16 protein-coding genes and 1 pseudogene are annotated in these 19,630 nt (G+C 73.4%); 2 read left to right on the top strand and 15 right to left on the bottom strand.

Translation table 11 applies throughout. The annotated features are described in order from the left end of the window. Nucleotides 1-10: 10 nt before the first annotated feature. Nucleotides 11-1,135, top strand: a complete 1,125-nt coding sequence (locus OIM89_RS19735; RefSeq protein WP_264491480.1) for a sigma-70 family RNA polymerase sigma factor — start codon at nt 11-13, stop codon at nt 1,133-1,135. A 29-nt stretch (nt 1,136-1,164) separates the two neighbouring features. Here OIM89_RS19735 and OIM89_RS19730 read toward each other — a convergent pair whose 3' ends face one another. From OIM89_RS19730 to OIM89_RS19665, 14 genes and pseudogenes are all read right to left on the bottom strand, one after another. After that, the gene (locus tag OIM89_RS19730; RefSeq protein WP_030698504.1) at nt 1,165-2,103 is read right to left on the bottom strand and encodes an MHYT domain-containing protein; all 939 of its coding nucleotides are present in this window, start codon (nt 2,101-2,103) and stop codon (nt 1,165-1,167) included. Nucleotides 2,104-2,232: 129 nt separating this feature from the next. Then, on the bottom strand, nt 2,233-2,556 hold the full coding sequence (locus tag OIM89_RS19725; protein ID WP_030698503.1) for an STAS domain-containing protein: 324 nt from the start codon (nt 2,554-2,556) through the stop codon (nt 2,233-2,235). 66 nt (nt 2,557-2,622) lie between these two features. Then, nucleotides 2,623-3,900: a thymidine phosphorylase gene (locus OIM89_RS19720; RefSeq protein ID WP_264491479.1), complete on the bottom strand. Its 1,278-nt coding sequence runs from the start codon at nt 3,898-3,900 to the stop codon at nt 2,623-2,625. Between the two features lie 107 nt (nt 3,901-4,007). Beyond that, nucleotides 4,008-4,445, bottom strand: coding sequence for a cytidine deaminase (locus tag OIM89_RS19715; RefSeq protein ID WP_030698501.1), 438 nt, complete (start codon nt 4,443-4,445; stop codon nt 4,008-4,010). Next, a complete protein-coding gene (locus OIM89_RS19710) occupies nt 4,442-5,710 on the bottom strand; it encodes an ABC transporter permease (RefSeq protein WP_030698500.1) in 1,269 nt (422 codons plus the stop codon). Before OIM89_RS19710 ends, OIM89_RS19715 begins: the two co-directional genes overlap by 4 nt. Beyond that, the gene (locus OIM89_RS19705; protein ID WP_030698499.1) at nt 5,707-6,924 is read right to left on the bottom strand and encodes an ABC transporter permease; all 1,218 of its coding nucleotides are present in this window, start codon (nt 6,922-6,924) and stop codon (nt 5,707-5,709) included. Before OIM89_RS19705 ends, OIM89_RS19710 begins: the two co-directional genes overlap by 4 nt. Then, the gene (locus tag OIM89_RS19700; RefSeq protein ID WP_151169327.1) at nt 6,921-8,702 is read right to left on the bottom strand and encodes an ABC transporter ATP-binding protein; all 1,782 of its coding nucleotides are present in this window, start codon (nt 8,700-8,702) and stop codon (nt 6,921-6,923) included. The genes OIM89_RS19705 and OIM89_RS19700 overlap by 4 nt, the downstream gene beginning before the upstream one ends. Before the next feature lie 368 nt (nt 8,703-9,070). Next, nucleotides 9,071-10,111: a BMP family lipoprotein gene (locus OIM89_RS19695; RefSeq protein WP_030698497.1), complete on the bottom strand. Its 1,041-nt coding sequence runs from the start codon at nt 10,109-10,111 to the stop codon at nt 9,071-9,073. 336 nt (nt 10,112-10,447) lie between these two features. Further along, complete coding sequence (locus OIM89_RS19690) at nt 10,448-11,506, bottom strand: hypothetical protein (protein WP_175458586.1); 1,059 nt, start codon at nt 11,504-11,506, stop codon at nt 10,448-10,450. Next, the gene (locus OIM89_RS19685) at nt 11,497-12,156 is read right to left on the bottom strand and encodes a hypothetical protein (protein WP_052230961.1); all 660 of its coding nucleotides are present in this window, start codon (nt 12,154-12,156) and stop codon (nt 11,497-11,499) included. The genes OIM89_RS19690 and OIM89_RS19685 overlap by 10 nt, the downstream gene beginning before the upstream one ends. Nucleotides 12,157-12,289: 133 nt before the next feature. Then, entirely contained in the window at nt 12,290-14,968 is a 2,679-nt protein-coding gene (locus OIM89_RS19680; protein ID WP_226965297.1) for a helix-turn-helix domain-containing protein, read from the bottom strand. A 76-nt stretch (nt 14,969-15,044) separates the two neighbouring features. Then, the gene (locus OIM89_RS19675) at nt 15,045-15,971 is read right to left on the bottom strand and encodes an alpha/beta hydrolase family protein (RefSeq protein WP_030698493.1); all 927 of its coding nucleotides are present in this window, start codon (nt 15,969-15,971) and stop codon (nt 15,045-15,047) included. Nucleotides 15,972-16,123: 152 nt separating this feature from the next. Further along, nucleotides 16,124-17,083 (bottom strand): DUF389 domain-containing protein, encoded by a 960-nt coding sequence (locus OIM89_RS19670; protein WP_030698492.1) that lies wholly within the window; start codon nt 17,081-17,083, stop codon nt 16,124-16,126. Nucleotides 17,084-17,099: 16 nt separating this feature from the next. Next, a pseudogene (locus tag OIM89_RS19665) lies at nt 17,100-17,768 on the bottom strand (formylglycine-generating enzyme family protein); the annotation flags it as partial. Between the two features lie 48 nt (nt 17,769-17,816). On the opposite strand from OIM89_RS19665, the gene OIM89_RS19660 reads away from it, so the two are divergent. After that, complete coding sequence (locus tag OIM89_RS19660; RefSeq protein WP_257202784.1) at nt 17,817-17,948, top strand: hypothetical protein; 132 nt, start codon at nt 17,817-17,819, stop codon at nt 17,946-17,948. A gap of 151 nt (nt 17,949-18,099) precedes the next feature. Here OIM89_RS19660 and OIM89_RS19655 read toward each other — a convergent pair whose 3' ends face one another. Continuing rightward, nucleotides 18,100-19,368, bottom strand: coding sequence for an amidohydrolase (locus OIM89_RS19655; protein ID WP_264491798.1), 1,269 nt, complete (start codon nt 19,366-19,368; stop codon nt 18,100-18,102). Nucleotides 19,369-19,630 lie beyond the last annotated feature (262 nt).

Below are 19,630 nucleotides of genomic sequence, written 5' to 3'. Positions count from 1 at the left end.
AGTGGGGCTGATGGCACAGGTGCCGGTGACGACGCAGGCGACGGGGACGGACGGGGGTGCGGGGGCAGCGGGCGAGCTGGACGTCCTGCTGGAGAGCCATCGCACGGAGCTGACCGGTTACTGCTACCGCGTGCTCGGCTCCGCCTTCGAGGCGGAGGACGCGGTGCAGGACACCTTCGTCCGCGCCTGGCGGGCGTACGACCGGTTCGAGGGGCGCTCCTCGCTCCGCTCCTGGCTGTACCGCATCGCCACCAACGTCTGCATGGACTCGCTCAACGCGGGCAACCGCCGCGCCCGCCCGGTCGACCTGACCCTGGCGACGCCGCTGGCCCAGGCGGCGCTGAGTCCCCGTCCCGACAACACCTGGCTGGAGCCGGTGCCCGACGCCCGCGTACTGCCCTCGCACTCCGACCCGGCCCAGACGGCGGTGGCGCGCGAGTCGGTGCGGCTCGCCTTCATGGCCGCCCTCCAGCACCTGCCGCCCAAGCAGCGCGCCGTGCTGATCCTCCGCGAGGTGCTGGCCTGGAAGGCCGCCGAGGTCGCCGAGTTGCTGGAGACCACCACCGCCTCGGTCAACAGCGCCCTCCAGCGGGCCCGCGCGACCCTCGCCGAGCACGCGGGCGCCGAGGAGGCGGCCGACACCGCCGACCCGCTCGACGCCGAGCAGCAGAAGCTCCTGGAGCGGTACGTGGCGGCCTTCGAGGGGTACGACATGACGGCGCTCACCGCCCTCCTCCACGAGGACGCGGTGATGACGATGCCGCCGTTCGACCTGTGGCTGGCCGGCACCGCCGACATCACCGGCTTCATGACCACCATCGGCGCCGCCTGCGCCGGCTCCCGTCTGATCCCGACGGTGGCCAACGGCGCCCCCGCCTTCGCCCACTACAAGCCCCGCGAGGACGGCGAACCCGGCTTCGTGCCCTGGGCGGTGCAGGTCCTGGACCTCTCCGGGGGCCGGATCACGGGGCTGCACTGCTTCCTGGACACCCCGAAGTGGTTCCCGCTCTTCGGCCTGGCCCCGGCGCTGGACGCCGAGGGGCGGCCGGTCGGCGGGGACGAGGCCCCCGACCTGCCCTCGCCGGTCGAGCGGGCCCGGAAGATCATCGAGGCGGAGCGGGCCGCGGGGGCCTGACGGCACCGAGGGTTCGCCGCACGCCCCGGTCAGCGGGGTCCGTACGAGTCCGGGTAGCGGCTCGCGGGCTCGGCGGCCGGGGCGGCGGGAGCAGCAGGGGCGGGGGCGGGCTGCGGCCAGAAGTCGTCCTCCGCCAGGGTCCGCCGGGCCGCCACGGGGGCAGGCGCGGGTGCCGTGTGCCGGCCCCGCGGGCGGCGGCCACCACGCGGCTCGCGCGCGCCGTCCCAGGTGTCCTCGCCCGAGATCAGCAGCGGGTCGAACATCACGATGACGCCCGCGACCAGCAGCAGGACCAGTGGGCCGAAGAGCATCGGGAGCAGCACGGTGGTCATGGACCCGCCCTGCACCATGCGGCTGGCGTGGCCGTCGAGGTGGACGGTCATCGCGGACATGCCGGTGTAGTGCATGCCGGTGACGGCGACGCCCATGATGGCGCTGGCGCCGAGGCTCGGCAGGAAACCGCGGACCGTCATGGCCGCCCAGAGCGCGGCGGTCGCGGCGACGACGGCGATCAGCACGGAGAGCACGACGAGGACCGGGTCGTAGGCGAACTCCCCGCGCAGGCTCATGCTGTACATGCCGATGTAGTGCATCGCCGCGACGCCCAGCCCGGTGACGAGGCCGGCGGTGGCGAGGGCGGCCGGACGGGTGCCCCGGTAGCCCACGATGAAGACGCCGATGCCGACGACGACGATGGCCACGCCGAGGCTGACCAGGGTGAGCGGTACGTCGTAGCTGATGGCGGACTCGGCGACGGAGAAGCCCATCATGCCGACGAAGTGCATGGTCCAGACGCCGCAGCCGATGGCGGCGGCCCCCAGTGCCAGCCATCCGGCCTTGAAGGTCTGTCCGCCGTGCAGCGAGCGGACCGTGCAGCGCAGTCCGAGGGCGCCGCCGAGTGCCGCCATCAGGAAGGCCGCGACCGGGGTGACCAGGCCGTAGCTGAACCCGTCAACCGTTCCTTGCATGAGGTGTCGTTCTTTCGTTGGTCAGGGTGCGAAAGGGGCTCGACAACGGTAAGCGGACACCTGACCGGGAAATGACCGAAAACCTATCGATTTCATTACCCTGGGCGGGACTTATCCTGCCGAAGGGGGTTAATCCGGCGGGACGGGTGGCGAAAAACCTTCGTCGCCGAGGAGGGCTTCGGCCAGCCCCGTCAGCTCCAGCAGGGCGCGCAGTTGCGGGGTCGGGTGGCGCAGGCGCAGGTGGCAGCCGGTGCGGCGGGCGGTGAGGTGGAGGCGGGCCAGGGTGTCGACCGCGGTGAGCCCAGGGGCGTGGAGGGCGGAGACGTCGCAGACGATCTCGGTGGCCCCGGTGGCCGCGAGGCGGGTCAGTTCGGCGCAGAGGCGGGGCCCGTCCGAGGGGGGGACGGGACTGGCCAGCCTCAGCACGGCGGGGTCGGTGACGTCGGCATCCACACCCGGGCAGACGGCCGGGCCGCCCGAAAGTCATCGGTGCGGCCCGGCCGTGAGGGTGTGGAGGGGTCAGGCGATGCGGTCCAGGACGATCGGCGGGGTGTCGACGGTGGTGCCCGGGGCGGCGATGTCCCAGGCGGAGCCGAGGGCGTCGAGGGCGCCCGCGAACCGCTCGTCGGTGTCGGTGTGCAGGGTCAGCAGGGGCGCGCCCTCGGTGACGGTGTCGCCCGGCTTGGCGTGCAGCTCGATGCCGGCGGCGGCCTGCACCGGGTCCTCCTTGCGGGCGCGGCCCGCGCCGAGCCGCCAGGCGGCCACGCCGATGTCGTAGGCGTCGAGGCGGGAGAGGACGCCGCTGGCGGGGGCGGTGACGGTGTGGGTGTGGCGGGCGGCGGGGAGCGGGGCGTCCGGGTCGCCGCCCTGGGCGGAGATCATGCGGCGCCAGACGTCCATGGCGGAGCCGTCGGCGAGCTTCTTCGCCGGGTCGGCGTCGTGGATGCCGGCCGCCTCCAGCATGTCGCGGGCGAGGGCGAGGGTCAGTTCGACCACGTCGGCGGGGCCGCCGCCGGCCAGCACCTCGACCGATTCGCGGACCTCCAGGGCGTTGCCCGCGGTCAGGCCGAGCGGCGTGGACATGTGGGTGAGCAGGGCGACCGTCTTCACGCCGTGGTCGGTGCCGAGGGAGACCATGGTCTCGGCCAGTTCACGGGCGTCCTCGACGGTCTTCATGAAGGCGCCGGTGCCGCACTTGACGTCCAGGACGAGGGAGCCGGTGCCCTCGGCGATCTTCTTCGACATGATCGAGGAGGCGATCAGCGGGATGGCCTCGACGGTGCCGGTGACGTCGCGCAGCGCGTACAGCTTCTTGTCTGCGGGGGCCAGGCCGTCGCCGGCGGCGCAGATGACGGCGCCGGTGGAGGCGAGGACGTCGAGGAGTTCGGCGTTGCTGAGCGAGGCGCGCCAGCCGGGGATGGACTCCAGCTTGTCGAGAGTGCCGCCGGTGTGGCCGAGGCCGCGCCCGCTGAGCTGCGGCACGGCGGCGCCGCAGGCCGCGACGAGCGGGGCGAGCGGCAGGGTGATCTTGTCGCCGACGCCGCCGGTGGAGTGCTTGTCGGCGGTGGGGCGGGCCAGCGAGGAGAAGTCGAGGCGCTCGCCGGAGGCGATCATGGCGGCGGTCCAGCGGGCGATCTCGCGGCGGTCCATGCCGTTCAGCAGGATCGCCATGGCCAGCGCGGACATCTGCTCGTCGGCGACGGCGCCGCGCGTGTAGGCGTCGACGGTCCAGTCGATCTGGGCGTCGGTGAGGGGGATGCGGTCGCGCTTGGCGCGGATGACCGAGATGACGTCCATCGGTCCGGCCTTTCTTCGGGGAGGCGGGCGTGCGGGCCGCGCCGCCTCGGAGCGGAAAACGGGAGAGGCGGGGCGCCGGTCCTGGCGCCCCGCCCCGGGGATGGTGCCTACGCCTCAGGCGCGTCCCGCGCCGTCAGGTGCCCGGCGCCGAACGCCTGCGGCAGCATCGCGTCGAGGGTGCGGACGCCCTCGGGGGTGCGCAGCAGCAGCCCCGGACCACCGGCCTCGTAGAGGAGCTGGCGGCAGCGGCCGCAGGGGACGAGGGCGTTGCCCGCGCCGTCGACGCACGCGAAGTGCGTGAGGCGGCCGCCGCCGGTGGCGTGCAGCTGCGAGACCAGGCCGCACTCGGCGCAGAGGCCGATGCCGTAGCTGGCGTTCTCGACGTTGCACCCGGTGACGATCCGGCCGTCGTCGGTACGGGCGGCGGCGCCGACCGGGTACCCCGAGTAGGGGGCGTACGCCCGGGACATGGCGTCCCGGGCGGCCTCCAGCAGGGGGCCCCAGCCGCCGGGCGGCTCGGTGGCGGCGGGGCCGGGGGCCGTCATCCGGCCTGGCCCTTCCGGTACGGCTTGTTGTTGTACTTCGGCATGCGTAGTTTCTGCGCCGCCAGCGCCATCACCAGCAGGGTGACGACGTACGGGGTGGCGCCGACCATCTCGTTGGGCACGGTGTCCGTCATGAAGTACCAGACCAGCACGAGGACGGCGAAGCCGGCCGACACCGCGCCCGTCAGGTAGCTCTTGCGGTAGATCTTCCATACCGCCAGCAGGACCAGCACCACCGCGATCAGCAGCAGCAGGGCGTGCACGGTGGTGCCGCCGTTGCGGAGCTGGAGCGCGTCGGAGTAGCCGAAGAGGCCCGCGCCCGCGGCGAGGCCGCCGGGACGCCAGTTGCCGAAGATCATCGCGGCGAGGCCGATGTAGCCGCGGCCGCCGGTCTGGCCCTCGTTGTAGATGTGCGAGCGGACCATGGCGAGGAAGACGCCGCCGAGTCCGGCGAGCGCGCCGGAGGTGGCGACGGCCGCGTACTTGTACAGGTAGACGTTGACGCCGAGGGACTCGGCGGCCAGCGGGTTCTCGCCGCAGGAGCGCAGCCTGAGACCGAACGGCGTGCGCCACAGGACGAAGTACGAGCCGACGACCAGGAGCACGGTCAGCGCGGTGAGCGCCGAGACGTTGGTGACCAGGCCGCCGAGGATGCCGGCGACGTCGGAGACGAGGAACCAGTGGTGGCTCTCCAGCGACTTCAGCCCGTCGGAGAGGCCGGGCACGGTGAACGACGGGAGGTCGTCCACGGCCGGGGACTGCTTGGGGCTGGCGCCGAGGTGGGACAGCGGCTCGAACCAGCGCTTGGCGAGGTAGGAGGTGGCGCCGAGGGCGAGGATGTTGATGGCGACACCGGAGATGATGTGGTCGACGCCGAAGGAGACGGTGGCGACCGCGTGCACCAGGCCGCCGATGGCGCCGGCGAGGACGCCGACGACGACGCCGGTCCACGGGCCCCACTGGTAGCCGGCCCAGGCACCGAAGAAGGTGCCGAGGATCATCATGCCTTCGAGGCCGATGTTGACCACGCCCGCCCGCTCGGCCCACAGGCCGCCGAGACCGGCGAGGCCGATCGGCACGGCGAGGGAGAGGGCGGCGGCGATCTGGCTGGAGCCGGTGATGTTGTCGGCGCCGGTGATGACGCGTACGGCGCACAGGGCGAGCAGCGCCCCGGAGAGGAGCAGCAGGACGCGCGGCAGGCTCATCCGCCGCGAGCGGGTGGGCGCGGGCGGGGCGGCCTTCTCAGCGGTGACCGTGGCGCTCATGCCGGCACCTCCTTCTTCTCAGGGCTGTCCGGGGTGTTCGGTCCGGCGTCGGGGCCGCGGTCGTCCGGGCCGTCGCCGCCGTCACCGGGTCCCTCGCCGCCGGGGCCGGCGTCGGGACCGGCGGGCCCCTGTCCGGCGGCGGCGAGTTCGGCGCCGACCATGCGCTGCTGGGACTTGAGGGAGTAGCGGCGGACCAGTTCGTAGGCGATGACGACGCAGAGGACGATGACGCCCTGCATGACGCCGACGATCTCCTTGTCGTAGCCGTGGAACTCCAGGCGGTTGCCGCCGCGTTCGAGGAAGCCCCAGAGCAGGGCGGCGAAGGCGATGCCGACCGGGTTGTTGCGGCCGAGCAGCGCGATGGCGATGCCGGTGAAGCCGATGCCGGTGGGGAAGTTGCTGGTGAACTGGTGGCTGTCGTTGAGCAGCAGCGGCAGGCCGGTGAGGCCGGCGACGGCGCCGGAGAGCGCCATGCTGGTGATCACCATGCGCTTGACGCCGACCCCGCTGGCCTTGGCGGCCTCCTCGGAGCGGCCGACGGCGCGCAGGTCGAAGCCGAACCGGGTGCGGCCCAGCAGGAACCAGAAGCCGATGCCGGCGAGGACCGAGACGAGGATGAAGCCCCAGATCTCGCCGTCGGCGCCCATGTCGAAGGAGAAGAACTGCCCGGACTCGGGGAGCGGCTGGGTGGAGACGCTGTTGGTGTCCTTGTGCAGCACGGCGAGCCGGTCCTCGACCAGCAGGTAGCCGATGAAGCTGGTGGCCAGCGAGTTGAGCATGATCGTGGAGATCACCTCGCTGACGCCCCGGTAGACCTTGAGCAGCGCGGCGATCGAGGCCCACATGGCGCCGACCAGCATCGCCACCAGGATGATCAGCGGGATGTGCACCAGGACGGGCAGTTCCAGCGCACCGCCGACGGCGGCGGCGAAGAACGCGGCCAGGCGGTACTGGCCGTCCACGCCGATGTTGAAGAGGTTCATCCGGAAGCCGACGGCGACGGCGAGTCCGGCGAGGTAGTACGTGGTCGCCTTGTTGAGGATGAAGACCTGGCTGTCGGACTTGGTGCCGTAGTCGAACATCACCCAGAAGGCGGTGAACGGGTCCTTGCCGGTCGCGATCAGCACCACCGAGGTGATGACGAAGGCGGCGGCCAGCGCGAGGACGGGCGCGAGCAGCGTGAGCAGCACACGCTCCACGGAGAAGCGCTTCATCGGGTGTCACCGTCCTCGCGGGGGTGGTCGTCGTTCTGCGAGCCGGCGACGGCCTCGCGCGGCTCGTCCTCCGGAGTACGGGCGCCGGGCACGGGCGGCGGCCCGTCCGGGTGCTCCAGGTGGCCGGAGGCGGCGCCGGTCATGGCGGAGCCCAGCTCCTCGGGGGTGATCGCGGCCGGGTCGGCGTCGGCGACCAGGCGGCCCCGGTACATGACCCGCAGCGAGTCGGAGAGGCCGATCAGCTCGTCGAGGTCGGCGGAGATCAGCAGCACCGCCAGCCCCTCGCGGCGGGCCTCGCGGATCTGGTCCCAGATCTGTGCCTGCGCGCCGACGTCGACGCCGCGCGTCGGGTGGGCGGCGATGAGCAGCTTGGGGTGGTGGCTCATCTCGCGGCCGACGATCAGCTTCTGCTGGTTGCCGCCGGAGAGCGAGGAGGCGGGCACGTCGATGCCGGGCGTGCGCACGTCGTACTCGGTGACGATCCGCTCGGTGTCGCGGCGGGCCGCGCCCGGGTCGAGGAAGGCGCCCTTGGAGTTGGGGGCCTCGGTGACGTGGCCGAGGATGCGGTTCTCCCAGAGCGGGGCCTCCAGGAGCAGGCCGTGGCGGTGGCGGTCCTCGGGGATGTAGCCGATGCCGCCCTCGCGGCGCTGCCGGGTCGGGGTGCGCGAGATGTCCTGGCCGTCCAGGCGCAGGGCGCCCTCGGCCGCCTCGCGCATGCCCATGACGGCCTCGACCAGTTCGGCCTGGCCGTTGCCCTCGACGCCGGCGATGCCCATGACCTCACCGGCGTGGATGGTGAAGGTGATGTCGTCGCAGACGGGCCGGCCGGTCTGCGGGTCGTGGACGGTGAGCCCCTCCACGGCCAGCATCGGCTTGTCGGTGACGGTCGACTCGCGGGTCTCCGGGGTGGGCAGGGCCGAGCCGACCATCAGCTCGGCGAGGTGCCGGGCGGTGGTCTCGGCCGGGTCCACCGAGGCGACGGTGGTGCCGCGCCGGATGACCGTGATGGCGTCGGCGACCGAGAGCACCTCGCCCAGCTTGTGCGAGATGAACAGGACGGTGAGCCCCTCGGCCTTCAGCTCGCGCAGGTTGTCGAAGAGGGCGTCCACCTCCTGCGGCACCAGCACGGCGGTGGGCTCGTCGAGGATCAGGGTGCGCGCGCCCCGGTAGAGGACCTTGAGGATCTCCACCCGCTGCCGGTCGGCGACGCCGAGGTCCTCCACGAGGACGTCGGGCCGCACGCCCAGGCCGTACGCGTCGGAGATCTCCTGGATCTTCCGGCGCGCCTTGCCGCCGATGCCGTGCAGCTTCTCGGCGCCGAGAACGATGTTCTCCAGCACGGTGAAGTTGTCGGCCAGCATGAAGTGCTGGTGGACCATGCCGACGCCGCGGGCGATGGCGTCGCCGGGCGAGTGCAGGTCGGCCCGGGTGCCGTCGAGCGTGATGGTGCCCTCGTCGGGACGCTGCATCCCGTAAAGGATCTTCATCAAGGTCGACTTGCCCGCGCCGTTCTCGCCGACGAGGGCGTGCACCGTGCCGCGGCGGACGGTGATGTCGATGTCGTGGTTGGCGACGACTCCGGGGAACCGCTTGGTGATTCCGCGGAGCTCGACGGCGATGTCGGCACCGGCGGAGCCGGAGCCGGACTCGCCGGTGGGAGGCTCGCCCTGGGGGGCGCTGGCGGCTTTGATGACGCGCTCCTGGCTGACTGGAGGGTGGTGGCTGGGCACGGCTGACGGGCCGTACGAACACTCCGCGCACCTGGGGGCGGTGCGCAAGGGGCGTGCGGGGGTGGTGTGCGCCCGGGGGCGTACGAGGGCGTGGAGCCCGCGGCCTCACACGGAACGGACCCGGGGCTGCCGTGGGGCGGACCCCGGGTCCGGGCCGCTGCGGGCCGGTTGGGGGCCGACCCCTGGGTCCGGCCGCCGAGGGTGTGACCGTGCCCGGGTCCCGTGAAGGGCCCGGGGCTTGGTCCGGCTGCCGCGCCCGGTCTCTGGGAGGTGGGGGCTTGGTGCGGGGGTCGGCTGGGGGTGGACGTCGCGCCGCCCAGCCGGCCCGGAGGCCGGTGGGGCGGGCGGCGCGACGGTCGCCGCGGGGGGTGGCCCCGCGAGCGGCAATCGGTCCGCGTGGGCGGGCCCTTGCGGGCTCAGCCCTTGTAGGTGTCGGTGACCTTGATGTCGCCGTCCGAGATCTTCTTCTGGGCCTCTTCGATCTTCGGCTTGATGTCGTCGATGAAGCCGCCGGAGTAGGAGAGGCTCACGCCGCCCTGCTCCAGGGTGAAGGACTGGACACCGGTGAGCTTCTTGCCGTCCTCGATGGACTTGACGAAGTCGTAGACCGCGACGTCCACGTTCTTGACCGCGGAGGTCAGGATCGAGTTCTTGTACGGGGCCAGCGGCTCGGAGTTGTACTGGTCGCCGTCGACCCCGATCGACCAGGTGCCCTTCTTCTTCGCGGTGGCCTCGATGGCACCCGAACCGGAGGCACCGGCGGCGGAGTAGATCACGTCGATGTCGCGGGCGAGCATGCCCTCGGCGATCTCCTTGCCGCGGTCGGGCTGGCCGAAGCCGGCCGTGTCGTTGCCCTCCTTGACCCACTGGACGTCCAGCTTGGCCTTGGGGTTGGTGTCCTTGATGCCCTGCTCGAAGCCGCCCGCGAACTTCTTGATGAGGACGGAGTCGGTGCCGCCGATGAAGCCGACGTGGTCGGACTTCGACTTGAGGGCGGCGGCCACGCCGGCCAGGTAGGACGCCTCGTGCTCGTTGAAGACCAGGCTGGTGACGTTGGGCAGGTCGACCACGGCGTCGACGATGGCGAAGTCGACGTCCTTGTACTTCTTGGCCGCCTTGGTCACCGAGGGCGCGTAGGCGAAGCCGACCGCGATGACGGGGTTGTAGCCGGCGTCGGCGAGGTCGGCGAGGTGCTGGTAGCGGTCGGCCTCGGTCTCACCGGTCTTCGCGGTGATCTCCTTGCCGCCGAGCTTCAGCTCCTTCTTGGCCTTGTCGTAGCCCTTGGCGGCGGAGTCGTTGAACGAGTGGTCGCCGCGGCCGCCTTCGTCGTAGGAGAGGCCGATGCCCTTGTTCTCGCCCGAGGACGCCTCGGTGGAGGACTCGCCACACGCGGTGGCGGTGAACGCGAGAGACGCGGTTGCTATGCCCGCGGTGAGAATCCTGGTTACCCGGCGCACGAGGGTTTCCTTCCACTGACCCGAGAGCGCCGGCTCCCGGCGCTGGTTTCGCCGCATCGTAACGCGCGTAGATGTCGGGGAAAGCCCCCTTCCGCAGCCGTTATCGATTCGACGCGAACCGGCCACGTCGCGCGGGCGGACGGAGGGTTGACGCAGGGCGTCGGTCCGGTGGCGCGGGGTGGCGGTACGGGGTTTCCGCGGGGTTACGCGACAAGGGGCGCGGGGCGGCCGGGGGCCGCGAGGGGCCAGGACCGGCCACCGGGATCGCATACGAACCGCGGCGGGGCCGCGCCCGGGAGGTCTCCCTCGCGGACGCGGCCCCGTTCGGCACGCTGCTCACCGGTTGATCGACTGGATCTCCTCGACCGTGACCGCCTGCTCGGCGCCGAAGGTGCCGTCGGGCAGGTCGCCGCCGGTGCCGCCGCTGCCGGTCCAGGCGATCTCCCAGGTCACGGTGGCCTGGAGCGGGAAGGTCTTGCCGCCGGAGGAACGGAGGTACGTCAGCCCGCAGTCGGGCGTCTCGTCCGCCTTGCCCTTGGCGTACGGCTCGCCGATCGACCCGTCGGCGTTGATCGCGCACTCCCCGGAGGCCGGGAAGGTCGTGGCGTCCTTGGTCCCCGGCTCCAGCTTGAGGGAGACGGGCTTGGCCGTGGTGGTCGCCTGGATGTTCAGGCCGCCGGCGTCGAGCGAGGCGGTGACGGCGACCTCCTTGAAGGTGGCCTTGTCGAGCCAGGCCCAGGTCGGCAGGTTGACCTTGGTGGCCACCTCCGGGGCGAGCGCGACCTTGGTACCGGGCACCTTGAGCCGGCTGTAGGCGAGCTGGGCGAGGATGTCCGGGGTGATGGCGTTCTCCACCTCGGGGGTCTCGCCGTTGTCGACCCAGAAGGTCGCCTCGTCACAGGCGAATGCGGCCGGGTCGAGTGCCTCCTCCCGCACCGGGTCGCGGACCGCCTCCCACCACATGCCCTCGCCGGACTTCTCCTTGTTGAAGTCGTCGTAGGGCTCGCCGTTGATGTAGTGGTCCTGGGACATCCGGTACGCCTCGCCGGCGCCGCTGAAGTGCGGGATGTCCCAGCTCTTGCGGAACTCCTCCTCGAACTCCTCGGGCGTCCACTTCGGCTCGTACCAGCAGGCGGGCGGCGTCCAGTCACCGGCCGGGGCGACCGGACCCGCGCCGCTCCCGCCGGAGCCGTTCTTCGACTCGTCGTACGTGACGACGCTGGCGTAGATGCTGTCCCCGCCGGTGCCGCCGGAGGGCGTGGCGGTGCCCTCCGTCGAGCCGCCGGAGCCGCCGCGGGCCGCCCACGCGGTCTGCGGCAGCACGGCCAGGGCGGCGGCCGCGGTCAGCACGGTCAGGGCCCTGCCGGTCCTCGACCTCACGGATGTCACTGGCATGGCGAAGTCCCCCTCTTCGAATACACATCGGTGGTCTGCCAGACGCCCTTGTCGTTCTTCACCAGCCGGGTGTGGTAGAAGACCAGGGAGTCGCCCGAGCCGTCGACCGCGTCCGAGACCTTCCCGGACTTCAGCTCCTTGTTGAACGCCTTGGACTCGTCCGCGCAGTAGGACAGGGTCGCCTTGTCCTTCTTCCTGCCCTCGACGGTGACCTTGCGGTCGTAGTAGCGGACGGTGCCGGTCCAGGTGATCTTGTCGTCGTAGAAGCCCTGCACCCAGACGGCGGCACCCCGCGCGGCGTCGCCCGTGTTGTAGAAGCCGAAGGCGGGGCGTTCCAGGGAGCGCGTGTGGATCGCCTCGTCCAGGGAGTTGATCCGCCCCTCGCTGTCCCGCAGGACGGCCTCGACCACCGGGTCACCCGTGCCGCCGCCCTCGAAGACGTTCTTCATGTCCTTCGGCAGCTTGATCGCGGGGCGCTTGACCTCGGGCGACGCACTGGGGCCGGGCGCGGCACTCGTACTCCCGCCGCCGTCGGCCCCCGCGATCCTGTCGTCCTCAGCGGACTTCTCGCCCCCGCCGCCGCAGGCGGACAGCGACAGCACGGCGGCCACCGCCAGTGGGACTGCGGGCAAAGAGCGGCGGTTCACCATGGACTCCCCGTGAGACAAACGTTCCCTCTGAGGAACTGACGCTACCGGCGCCGGTGTTGGTTTCGCCATAGCGATCCGGCGTCAGGCAGGGCAGGAAGGTGTGAAGACCGTGGGGCGGCGCCCGCCGGAGGACTCATCCCCCGGCCGGCTGTTCCACCTCGTCCACCAGCCGGGCCAGCTCCAGCCGGGACCGCACCCCGAGAGCCGCGTAGATCCGGCGCAGGTGGTAGTCGACGGTGCGGACGCTCACCGAGAGCGCGAGGGCGATCTCCCGGTTGGTGCCGCCCTGGGCGACGTGCCGGGCGATGCGGCGCTGCTGCGGGGTGAGCCCGGTCAGGGCGGTGGGGTCCGGCGAGGACGGCGGGGTGGCCAGCGAACGGAGTTCGTCCCTGGCCTGGCGCGCCCACACCTCGGCGCCGCAGCGGGCGAAGCGGGCGACGGCGGCGCCGAGCCGGTCGCGTGCCTCGCGGGGCCGGCGGCGCCGGCGCAGCCACTTGCCGTACAGCAGCGTGGTGCGAGCGTGCTCGAAGTCGCCGCCCGCCGTGGCGTGCCGGTCCAGGGCCAGCCGGAAGAGGGCGTCCGCCCCGTCGGTCGGGTCCAGCAGGGCCTGGCAGCGCGCGAGTTGGGCCGCGGCCTGGGGGTCCGCGCCGAACTCCGCCCAGCCGGCGTAGTCCTCCAGCAGCGTACGGGCCTCGGCGGCGCGTCCGGCGGGGACGGCGGCCTCCACGAAGCAGGGCACGGCCAGCCGCCACACCGCGAAGTGGCCGCGCTGCGGTCCCGCCAGGACCAGCAGGCCGAGCCGGTCGGCGGCGTCCAGGGGCCGGCCGCGCCCCAGGTCGGCCCGGCCAGCCGCCCACTGGGCCAGGGTGAGCACCTGGGCCAGGCCGTGACTGCGGGCGGTGGCGCAGGCGGCCTCGACGTGTTCCTCGACCACGTGCGGCTCGTCCTCGATGGAGGCGGCGAGCGCCAGGACGGCGTGGTGGTGCGCGGCCGTGTTGCGCTGCCCGGACCGCAGCGCGGCGCGCAGCCCCTCCTCGGCGTGCGCCCGCGCCTCGGCGTGGCGTCCGGCGCGCAGTTCGGCGTAGGCGAGGTACTCCAGGGCGCGCGGCACCAGCGCGGCCGAACCGTCGTACCGGGCTCCGGCCAGAGCGCGCGCACCGGTGCGGCGGGCCGCCTCCACGTCGCCCAGCAGCAGCGCGGCGGTCGCGGAGCGCAGCAGCGTCTCCGGTGCCGCCGGCCCGGCGGTGCCCTGCTCCCGCAACCGGCCCAGTCGCCGAGCCGCCGGGCCGAAGCGGCCTTCCAGCAGGGCCCGCATGCCCGCCCGCTGATGGCCGGCCGCCTCCGGTTCCTGGCTGCCCGGGGTGTCCGGGCCGAGGGAGCCGAGGCAGGCCGTGCGGTCACCGGCGGCCCACGCGGCGTCGGCGGCGGCGAGGCGGGCGGCGGCGGCCCGTTCGGGGGCGGCGGGCGTGGCGAGGGCGGCGGCGAGCAGCAGGGCGTGGTGGGCGTCCCCGGCCGGCCCCTCGGCGAGCGTGACCAGGCCGCGTACGAGGGTGGGGCGGCCGCGGTCCTGGGCGGGCAGGGCGCTCTCGGGGACGGTTTCGGCGAGCAGCCGGGCCCGCGCCACGTCACCGGCGCTCAGGGCGAGTTCCGCCGCGAGGGTCTGCCAGGCGGAGCCCTGGGGGCCGGGCCCGGCGAGGGCGGCGGCGCGGGCGTAGGCCAGGGAGCGCAAAGAAAGCGGCTCGTTTCCTGCGGCCTCTGCGGCCTCGGCGGCCAGGCGGGCCGCGAGCCGGGCATCCTCCGCGCCGGCCGCCGCCGACCAGGACCGGTGCAGCAGGGCGGTGAGCCGGTGCCCGTCGGCCGCGTACTCCTCGGCGAGCGCGTGGTGGGCGGACCGCCGCCCGGCCGGGTCCACGCCGGCGTACACCGCCCGGCACAGCAGGGGGCTGCGGAACCCGAGCGTGCCGTCGGCCTCCCGGAGCACGGCGGGTGGGGGCGCGGCGTCCTGGGCCGTGTCGGGGGCGAGGCGGCGCAGGGCGCGCAGGACGAGACGGGCGTCGACGCGGTCGGCCCCGGCCGGCCGGGTGGCAGCCGCCACCAGGGCCTCCGGTCCGGCGGCCCTGGTGGTGTGGCCGGTCAGGGCCCGGCCGGCGACCCTCGCGAGGGTTGCCGCGTCGGCGAGGGGGCGGGGCAGCGGGGCGCGTCCGCGCAGCGCCGCCGGGGACAGGTGGCGGACCAGGGCGTGTAGCAGGGCCGGGTTGCCCTCGCCCTCGGCGATCAGTGCGGCGGCCACGGACGGTTCCACCGTCTCCCGTGCCGCCTCCTCCAGCAGGGCCGCGGCCTCCTCGGGCGCCAGCGGGTCCAGGTGGACGACGGGCAGCGAGGCCAGTTCCCCGGGCAGCGGCCGGTGGGTGGCGGCGGTGAGCAGGAGGCCGCCACCCGCCTCGGACAGCCGCTCGGCCGCCTCCCCGAGGAGCCGCCGGGCGGTGGGCGGCCACTGGTCGGCGTCGTCCGCGCACACCAGCGCCGGGACCCTGCCCTCGCCGTTCTCCACGGCGCGCAGCAGGGTCCCGGGGGTCCACTCCTGGTGGCGGGGCCCGGCGCCGGGCCCCGCCACCAGGTGGCCGGTACTGTCCGCGCCCAGGGCACGGGCCGCCCAGCGCAGCACGGCGGTGCGTCCGAGGCCGGGCTCCCCGGCCACCAGCAGGGCGGAGCGGTGGGCGGGGGGCTGGTGCCACCAGGCACGGATACGGCTCAACTGCGGCGCGCGGCCGTGCAACCGCACCGTGGGGAGGGCGGATTCCTCGCCAGTCATCCCCGGGAGGTTACGCGTGCGTAACCCGGTGCGGAAGCGGGCCGTCCGCCACTTCGGCCGTGCGAGGGGCCGTCCGTCAGCCACCGAGGGGGCACGTGCCCCGGTACTCCTCGATGTCGCGGTCGGGCTCCGGCAACGGGCAGAGGAACTGCTCGTAGCGGGTGTCGTCGTCGATGAAGCGCTTCAGCCAGGAGACGCTGTACTTGGCGATGGTGGTGTTCGAAATGTTGGGCGCGAAGTGGGTGGCGTTGTTCAGCTCCAGGTAGGCGCGGTCCGTGGTGGACGGCAGGGTGGAGTAGAACGGCTTCGCGTGGGTGGCGACCGGGGCGACGGTGTCGCCGTCGGCGCCCACGACCAGCGTCGGGGTGGTCACCTCGGGCCAGGTCTTGTCCAGGTTCCACGGCGTGAGCGGGATCGCCGCCTTCAACGAGGGCCGCGACTTGGCCGCCTCCAGGGTGCCGCCGCCACCCATCGAGTGGCCGATGACGCCGAGCCGCGTGCCGTCGATCCGTGTTCTGGCGGAGCTGCGCTCCGTCAGGTAGTCGAGGGCGGCGAGCATCTGGCGGCCGCGTGAGTCGGGCTGGTCGAGGGTGGTCAGCGTGTCGATGGTGAAGACGACGAAGCCCTGCGAGGCCAGGCGCGGCCCGAGCCAGGCCATGGAGGACTCGGTCGCGGTGAAGCCCGGGGTGACCACGACGGCCCCGAAGGTGCCGTCGCTGGTGCTGGTCGGGTAGTAGATGGTGCCGCCGCCGAAGCCGGAGACGAGCAGTGAGGAGACGGAGGTCTGCGAGACGGCGTAGGGGCCGCGCGGCGCCTCGATGCTCGCCCGGGTGGGCGCGGGGCCGCGCTCGTACGGGTTGTCGGCGGCGTGCGCGCCGGGGGTGGACAGCGTGGTGAGGCTGACGACCGCGGCGACGGCGGCGGCCGTCCCGGCCAGGCGGCGGGTCCGGGTGCGACGCGTGGGGGGCGGCGTGGTGGTTCCGGTACGCGGGGTGGATTGCACGGCGAGCGTCCTCTCGGTCGTGGGGCCCTTCCGCGGCGCAGGTCCGCCGGCGGCGCGGACACCGACGGCGTCACACCCTCACCGGCCGTGCGCCACGGGCGAGTTGGCTCTGCCACTGTCAGGGCGCTACGGCACCCCCGCCATCGGCAGAATCACCGGTCCTCGCGCGCACCCGCCGGTTCGGCACCTCGCCCGCGCCGCAGCCGCCACAGCCATTTCTGGGCCAGCAGTGTCAGCGTCCCCGCGACGGAGATGGCGACCAGGTTGAGGAGGAGTTGTTCGCTGCTGGCGCGGGTCTGGGCGTAGTTGCCGTAGGAGAGGGCGACGGCGGCGTTGGCGGCGGCGGGGATGGTGGTGACGGAGATGGCGACGCCGACCAGGGCGCCGGACTTGGCGGAGGTGAGGGAGAGGGTGCCGGCGACTCCGGCGAGGACGCCGACGATCAGGGAGAACTCGTCGGGCGAGACGATGAATTCGGTGATCGGGCGGTGCCTGGTCAGCTGCTCGGCGTGGAAGAGTCCGGCCGCGTCCATGGCGAGGCTGAACAGCACGGTCACCGCGATGGCGACGGCGAACCCGACGAGCAGGCAGATCAGGCACCGCGCCACGAGCCGGTGGCGCTTCTCCACGACGGCCACCGAGACGCCCGCGAGGGGCCCGAAGTCCGGGCCGATGGCCATGGCGCCGACGATCAGCACGGCGTTGTCGAGGACCACGCCGCAGGCGGCCAGCGTGGTGGCGAGGGTCATGAACGACAGGTAGGTGACGGAGAGCGTCGACTCCTCGTGGGTGATCTCGGCGAGCTGGTCCCACAGCACGGCGTCCGCGCTGTCCCCCGGCGCCTCCTTCTCGGCCCGGTCGGCCCCCTGCGACACCGTCAGGTCGACGTTCTCGACCGCGATCGACCCGGACGTGTCGACGCCGAGCCGGCGCAGCGCGTGCACCGCGTCGTCGCCCGACTCGCGGGCCACGTCGCAGAGGATCACATCCCCTTCCGGTTCGCGGGCCGCCCCGGGGAGCACGATGAGGTTGTACGTGCCGGGGACGCCCCGCAGCGTGGTGAGGGTCTCCTCGGTGCGCTCGGCCGGGGTGATGATCCGCAAGTGCAGCATGACGGCAGGTTAGGCCGGGCGGGGGCGCCCGTGGCCGGGGTTCAGGGCGTGTCCGCGTCGGTGGCCAGGCGGAGGCCGACGCCGATCGCGGTGAGGTCGCGCTCGTAGGCGCCGTGGCGGCGGGCGCAGCGGGCCTCGTCGGCGTTGCCCGCGAGGTCCAGCACGCCGTACGGGCTCGCGCCCCCGGGGAACGAGCCGACCGGCGCGGTGGTGCCGAGGCCGAGGTCGACGAGATTGGCGAGGCCGGTGCGGTAGGTGTCGCCCCGGGGGAACTCGCGGTCGTCGTCGCCCCGGGCCGCCCGCTCCCACTCGTCCTCGGTGGGCAGCCGGATCCGCCCGGGCGTGCCGGACCGTGCACCGAGCCGGCGGCAGTACGCGGTGGCCGCCTCCCAGGTGACGCCGGTGACCGGGTGGTCCGCCGGGGCCACGGGCGGGGGACGCCCGGTGGCCCGCGCGAACGGAACCCACTGCCCCACCGCGACCTGCGTCCGCGCGATCAGGAACGCGGGTACGCGGACCCGGCTGCGGGGCGCCTCCTTGCGGTACCACTCCACCGGCACCCCGGTCCGCGCGTACCGCTCGGCCACCTCCGCGACCGCCTCGGCGGGCGTCCCCGCAGCAGCCAGCCGTCCGGCACGTCCACCCAGTCGACCGCCGCCTGGTTCGCCGCTCCGCCCGGGGGCAGACGCGGACAAAGGGAACAGCCCCCGACAGCACGGGAAGAGGAGACGTCATGCACACCCTCGACACGGTGAACACCCTGGCGCAGCAGAACGGGGAGAACGTCCCCCCGTGGCTGACCGTGCTGGTCATGGCGGGCTGCCTGGTGATGGTGGTCGTACTGCTGCGGCGGCGGGAGGAGTGAGCCGCGCCCGCAGCTCAGCCGCTCCCCACGGCCTCGCCCCGGGCCGACGACCTGCGGATACGCCTAGGCCTTCCCCTGGACAGAGATCACAGGGGGTCGTGGAGACCCCCGCGAAGAGGCCGGACCCGGCACGGCCCGGCCTCTCCCGCGCTCACGGCCGTTCGCCCGCGTCCAGCAGGGCCGCCGCGGTGAACATCTCCACGCCCACCCGGATCGCCGACTCGTCGACGTCGAAGTCGCCGCGGTGGAGGTCGCGGGAGACGGGGTCCCCGGGGCGGCGGACGCCGAGGCGGGCCATGGCGCCGGGGACGTGTTCGAGGTACCAGGAGAAGTCCTCGCCGCCCAGGCTCTGCTCGGTGCCCTCGACGGAGGCGGCGCCGCGGCGGGCGGCCATGGCGGTGTGGAGGAGGTCGGCGGCCGCGGGGTCGTTGACGACGGGCGGGACGCCGCGGATGTAGGTGATCTCGGACTTGGCGCCGTACAGGGCGGCGATCTCGTCGATGGCGGAGTGGATCAGGTCGGGGGCGAGCCGCCAGGCGTCGAGGTCGAGGCAGCGGACCGTGCCGGAGAGTTCGGCGTGCTGCGGGATGACGTTGCAGGCGTGGCCGGAGTCGATGCGGCCCCAGGTGACGGCGAGCCCGGAGCGGGCGTCGACGCGGCGGGCGACCAGCGCGGGCACGTCGGTGACGACCTTGGCGGCGGCGGTGACCAGGTCGGTGGTCAGGTGCGGGCGGGCGGTGTGGCCGCCGGGGCCGTCGAGGGCGATCTCCAGCCGGTCGCAGGCGGAGGTGATGGGGCCGACGCGCAGGCCGATGCGGCCCGCGTCGACCTTGGGGTCGCAGTGGACGGCGAGGATGCGGCCGACGCCGTCCAGGACGCCGTTCTCGATGGCGTCGGCGGCGCCGCCGGGCAGCACCTCCTCGGCGGGCTGGAAGAGCAGCCGCACCGGGCGGGGCAGCTTGCCCTCGCGGTCCAGGGCGGCCAGGACGAGGCCGGCGCCGAGGACGGTGGTGGTGTGCACGTCGTGCCCGCAGGCGTGGGCGCGGTCCGGGACGGTGGAGCGGTACGGGGCGTCCGCCTTGGTGTCCGGGATGGGCAGCGCGTCGATGTCGGCGCGCAGCGCCAGCATGCCGCGCTCGTCGCCCTCGGCGCGGGTGCCGATGTCGCAGATGAGGCCGGTGCCGGAGTCGAGGACGCGGGGGGTGAGGCCGGCCTGTTCCAGCCGGGTCTTGATGGCCAGCGTCGTCCGGAATTCCTGGTTGCCGAGCTCCGGGTGCATGTGCAGGTCGCGCCGGAAGGCGATGAGCTCCGCACAGAGCCGGTCGGGGATCGTGCCGGCGAGCTCGATGGCGGCCGGTACGTCGGCGGCCAGGTCGCGGGCGGTCTCGGCAGGGGCAGGGGCACCGGGTTCGCGGGACATCAGTTGGTTCACCTTGGCAAGGTTAGGCCGCCACGGGAGCCAACTCACCATCGATCAACAAAACTTCAGCCGGAAAGACGTAAGAAAAACGGGCTCCGGATGATTGTCGTGCGAGCACGGAGGGTATGAAATTTGCTTTTGCCCGGCGTTCACCTGCGGTGATGGCATTCTGTTCAAGCCATGGGGAACGCAGGACGGCCGGGCCGGATCGGACAGGTATCCGTCTCATCTGGTGGGCACCCGTGGCGCCCGGGCGGCAACG

Origin of the sequence: Streptomyces sp. BI87, assembly GCF_025957665.1 — a bacterium.
In the GTDB taxonomy this organism is placed as follows: Bacteria; Actinomycetota; Actinomycetes; order Streptomycetales; family Streptomycetaceae; genus Streptomyces; species Streptomyces albidoflavus.
This window is presented reverse-complemented; position numbering and strand designations above follow the sequence as displayed.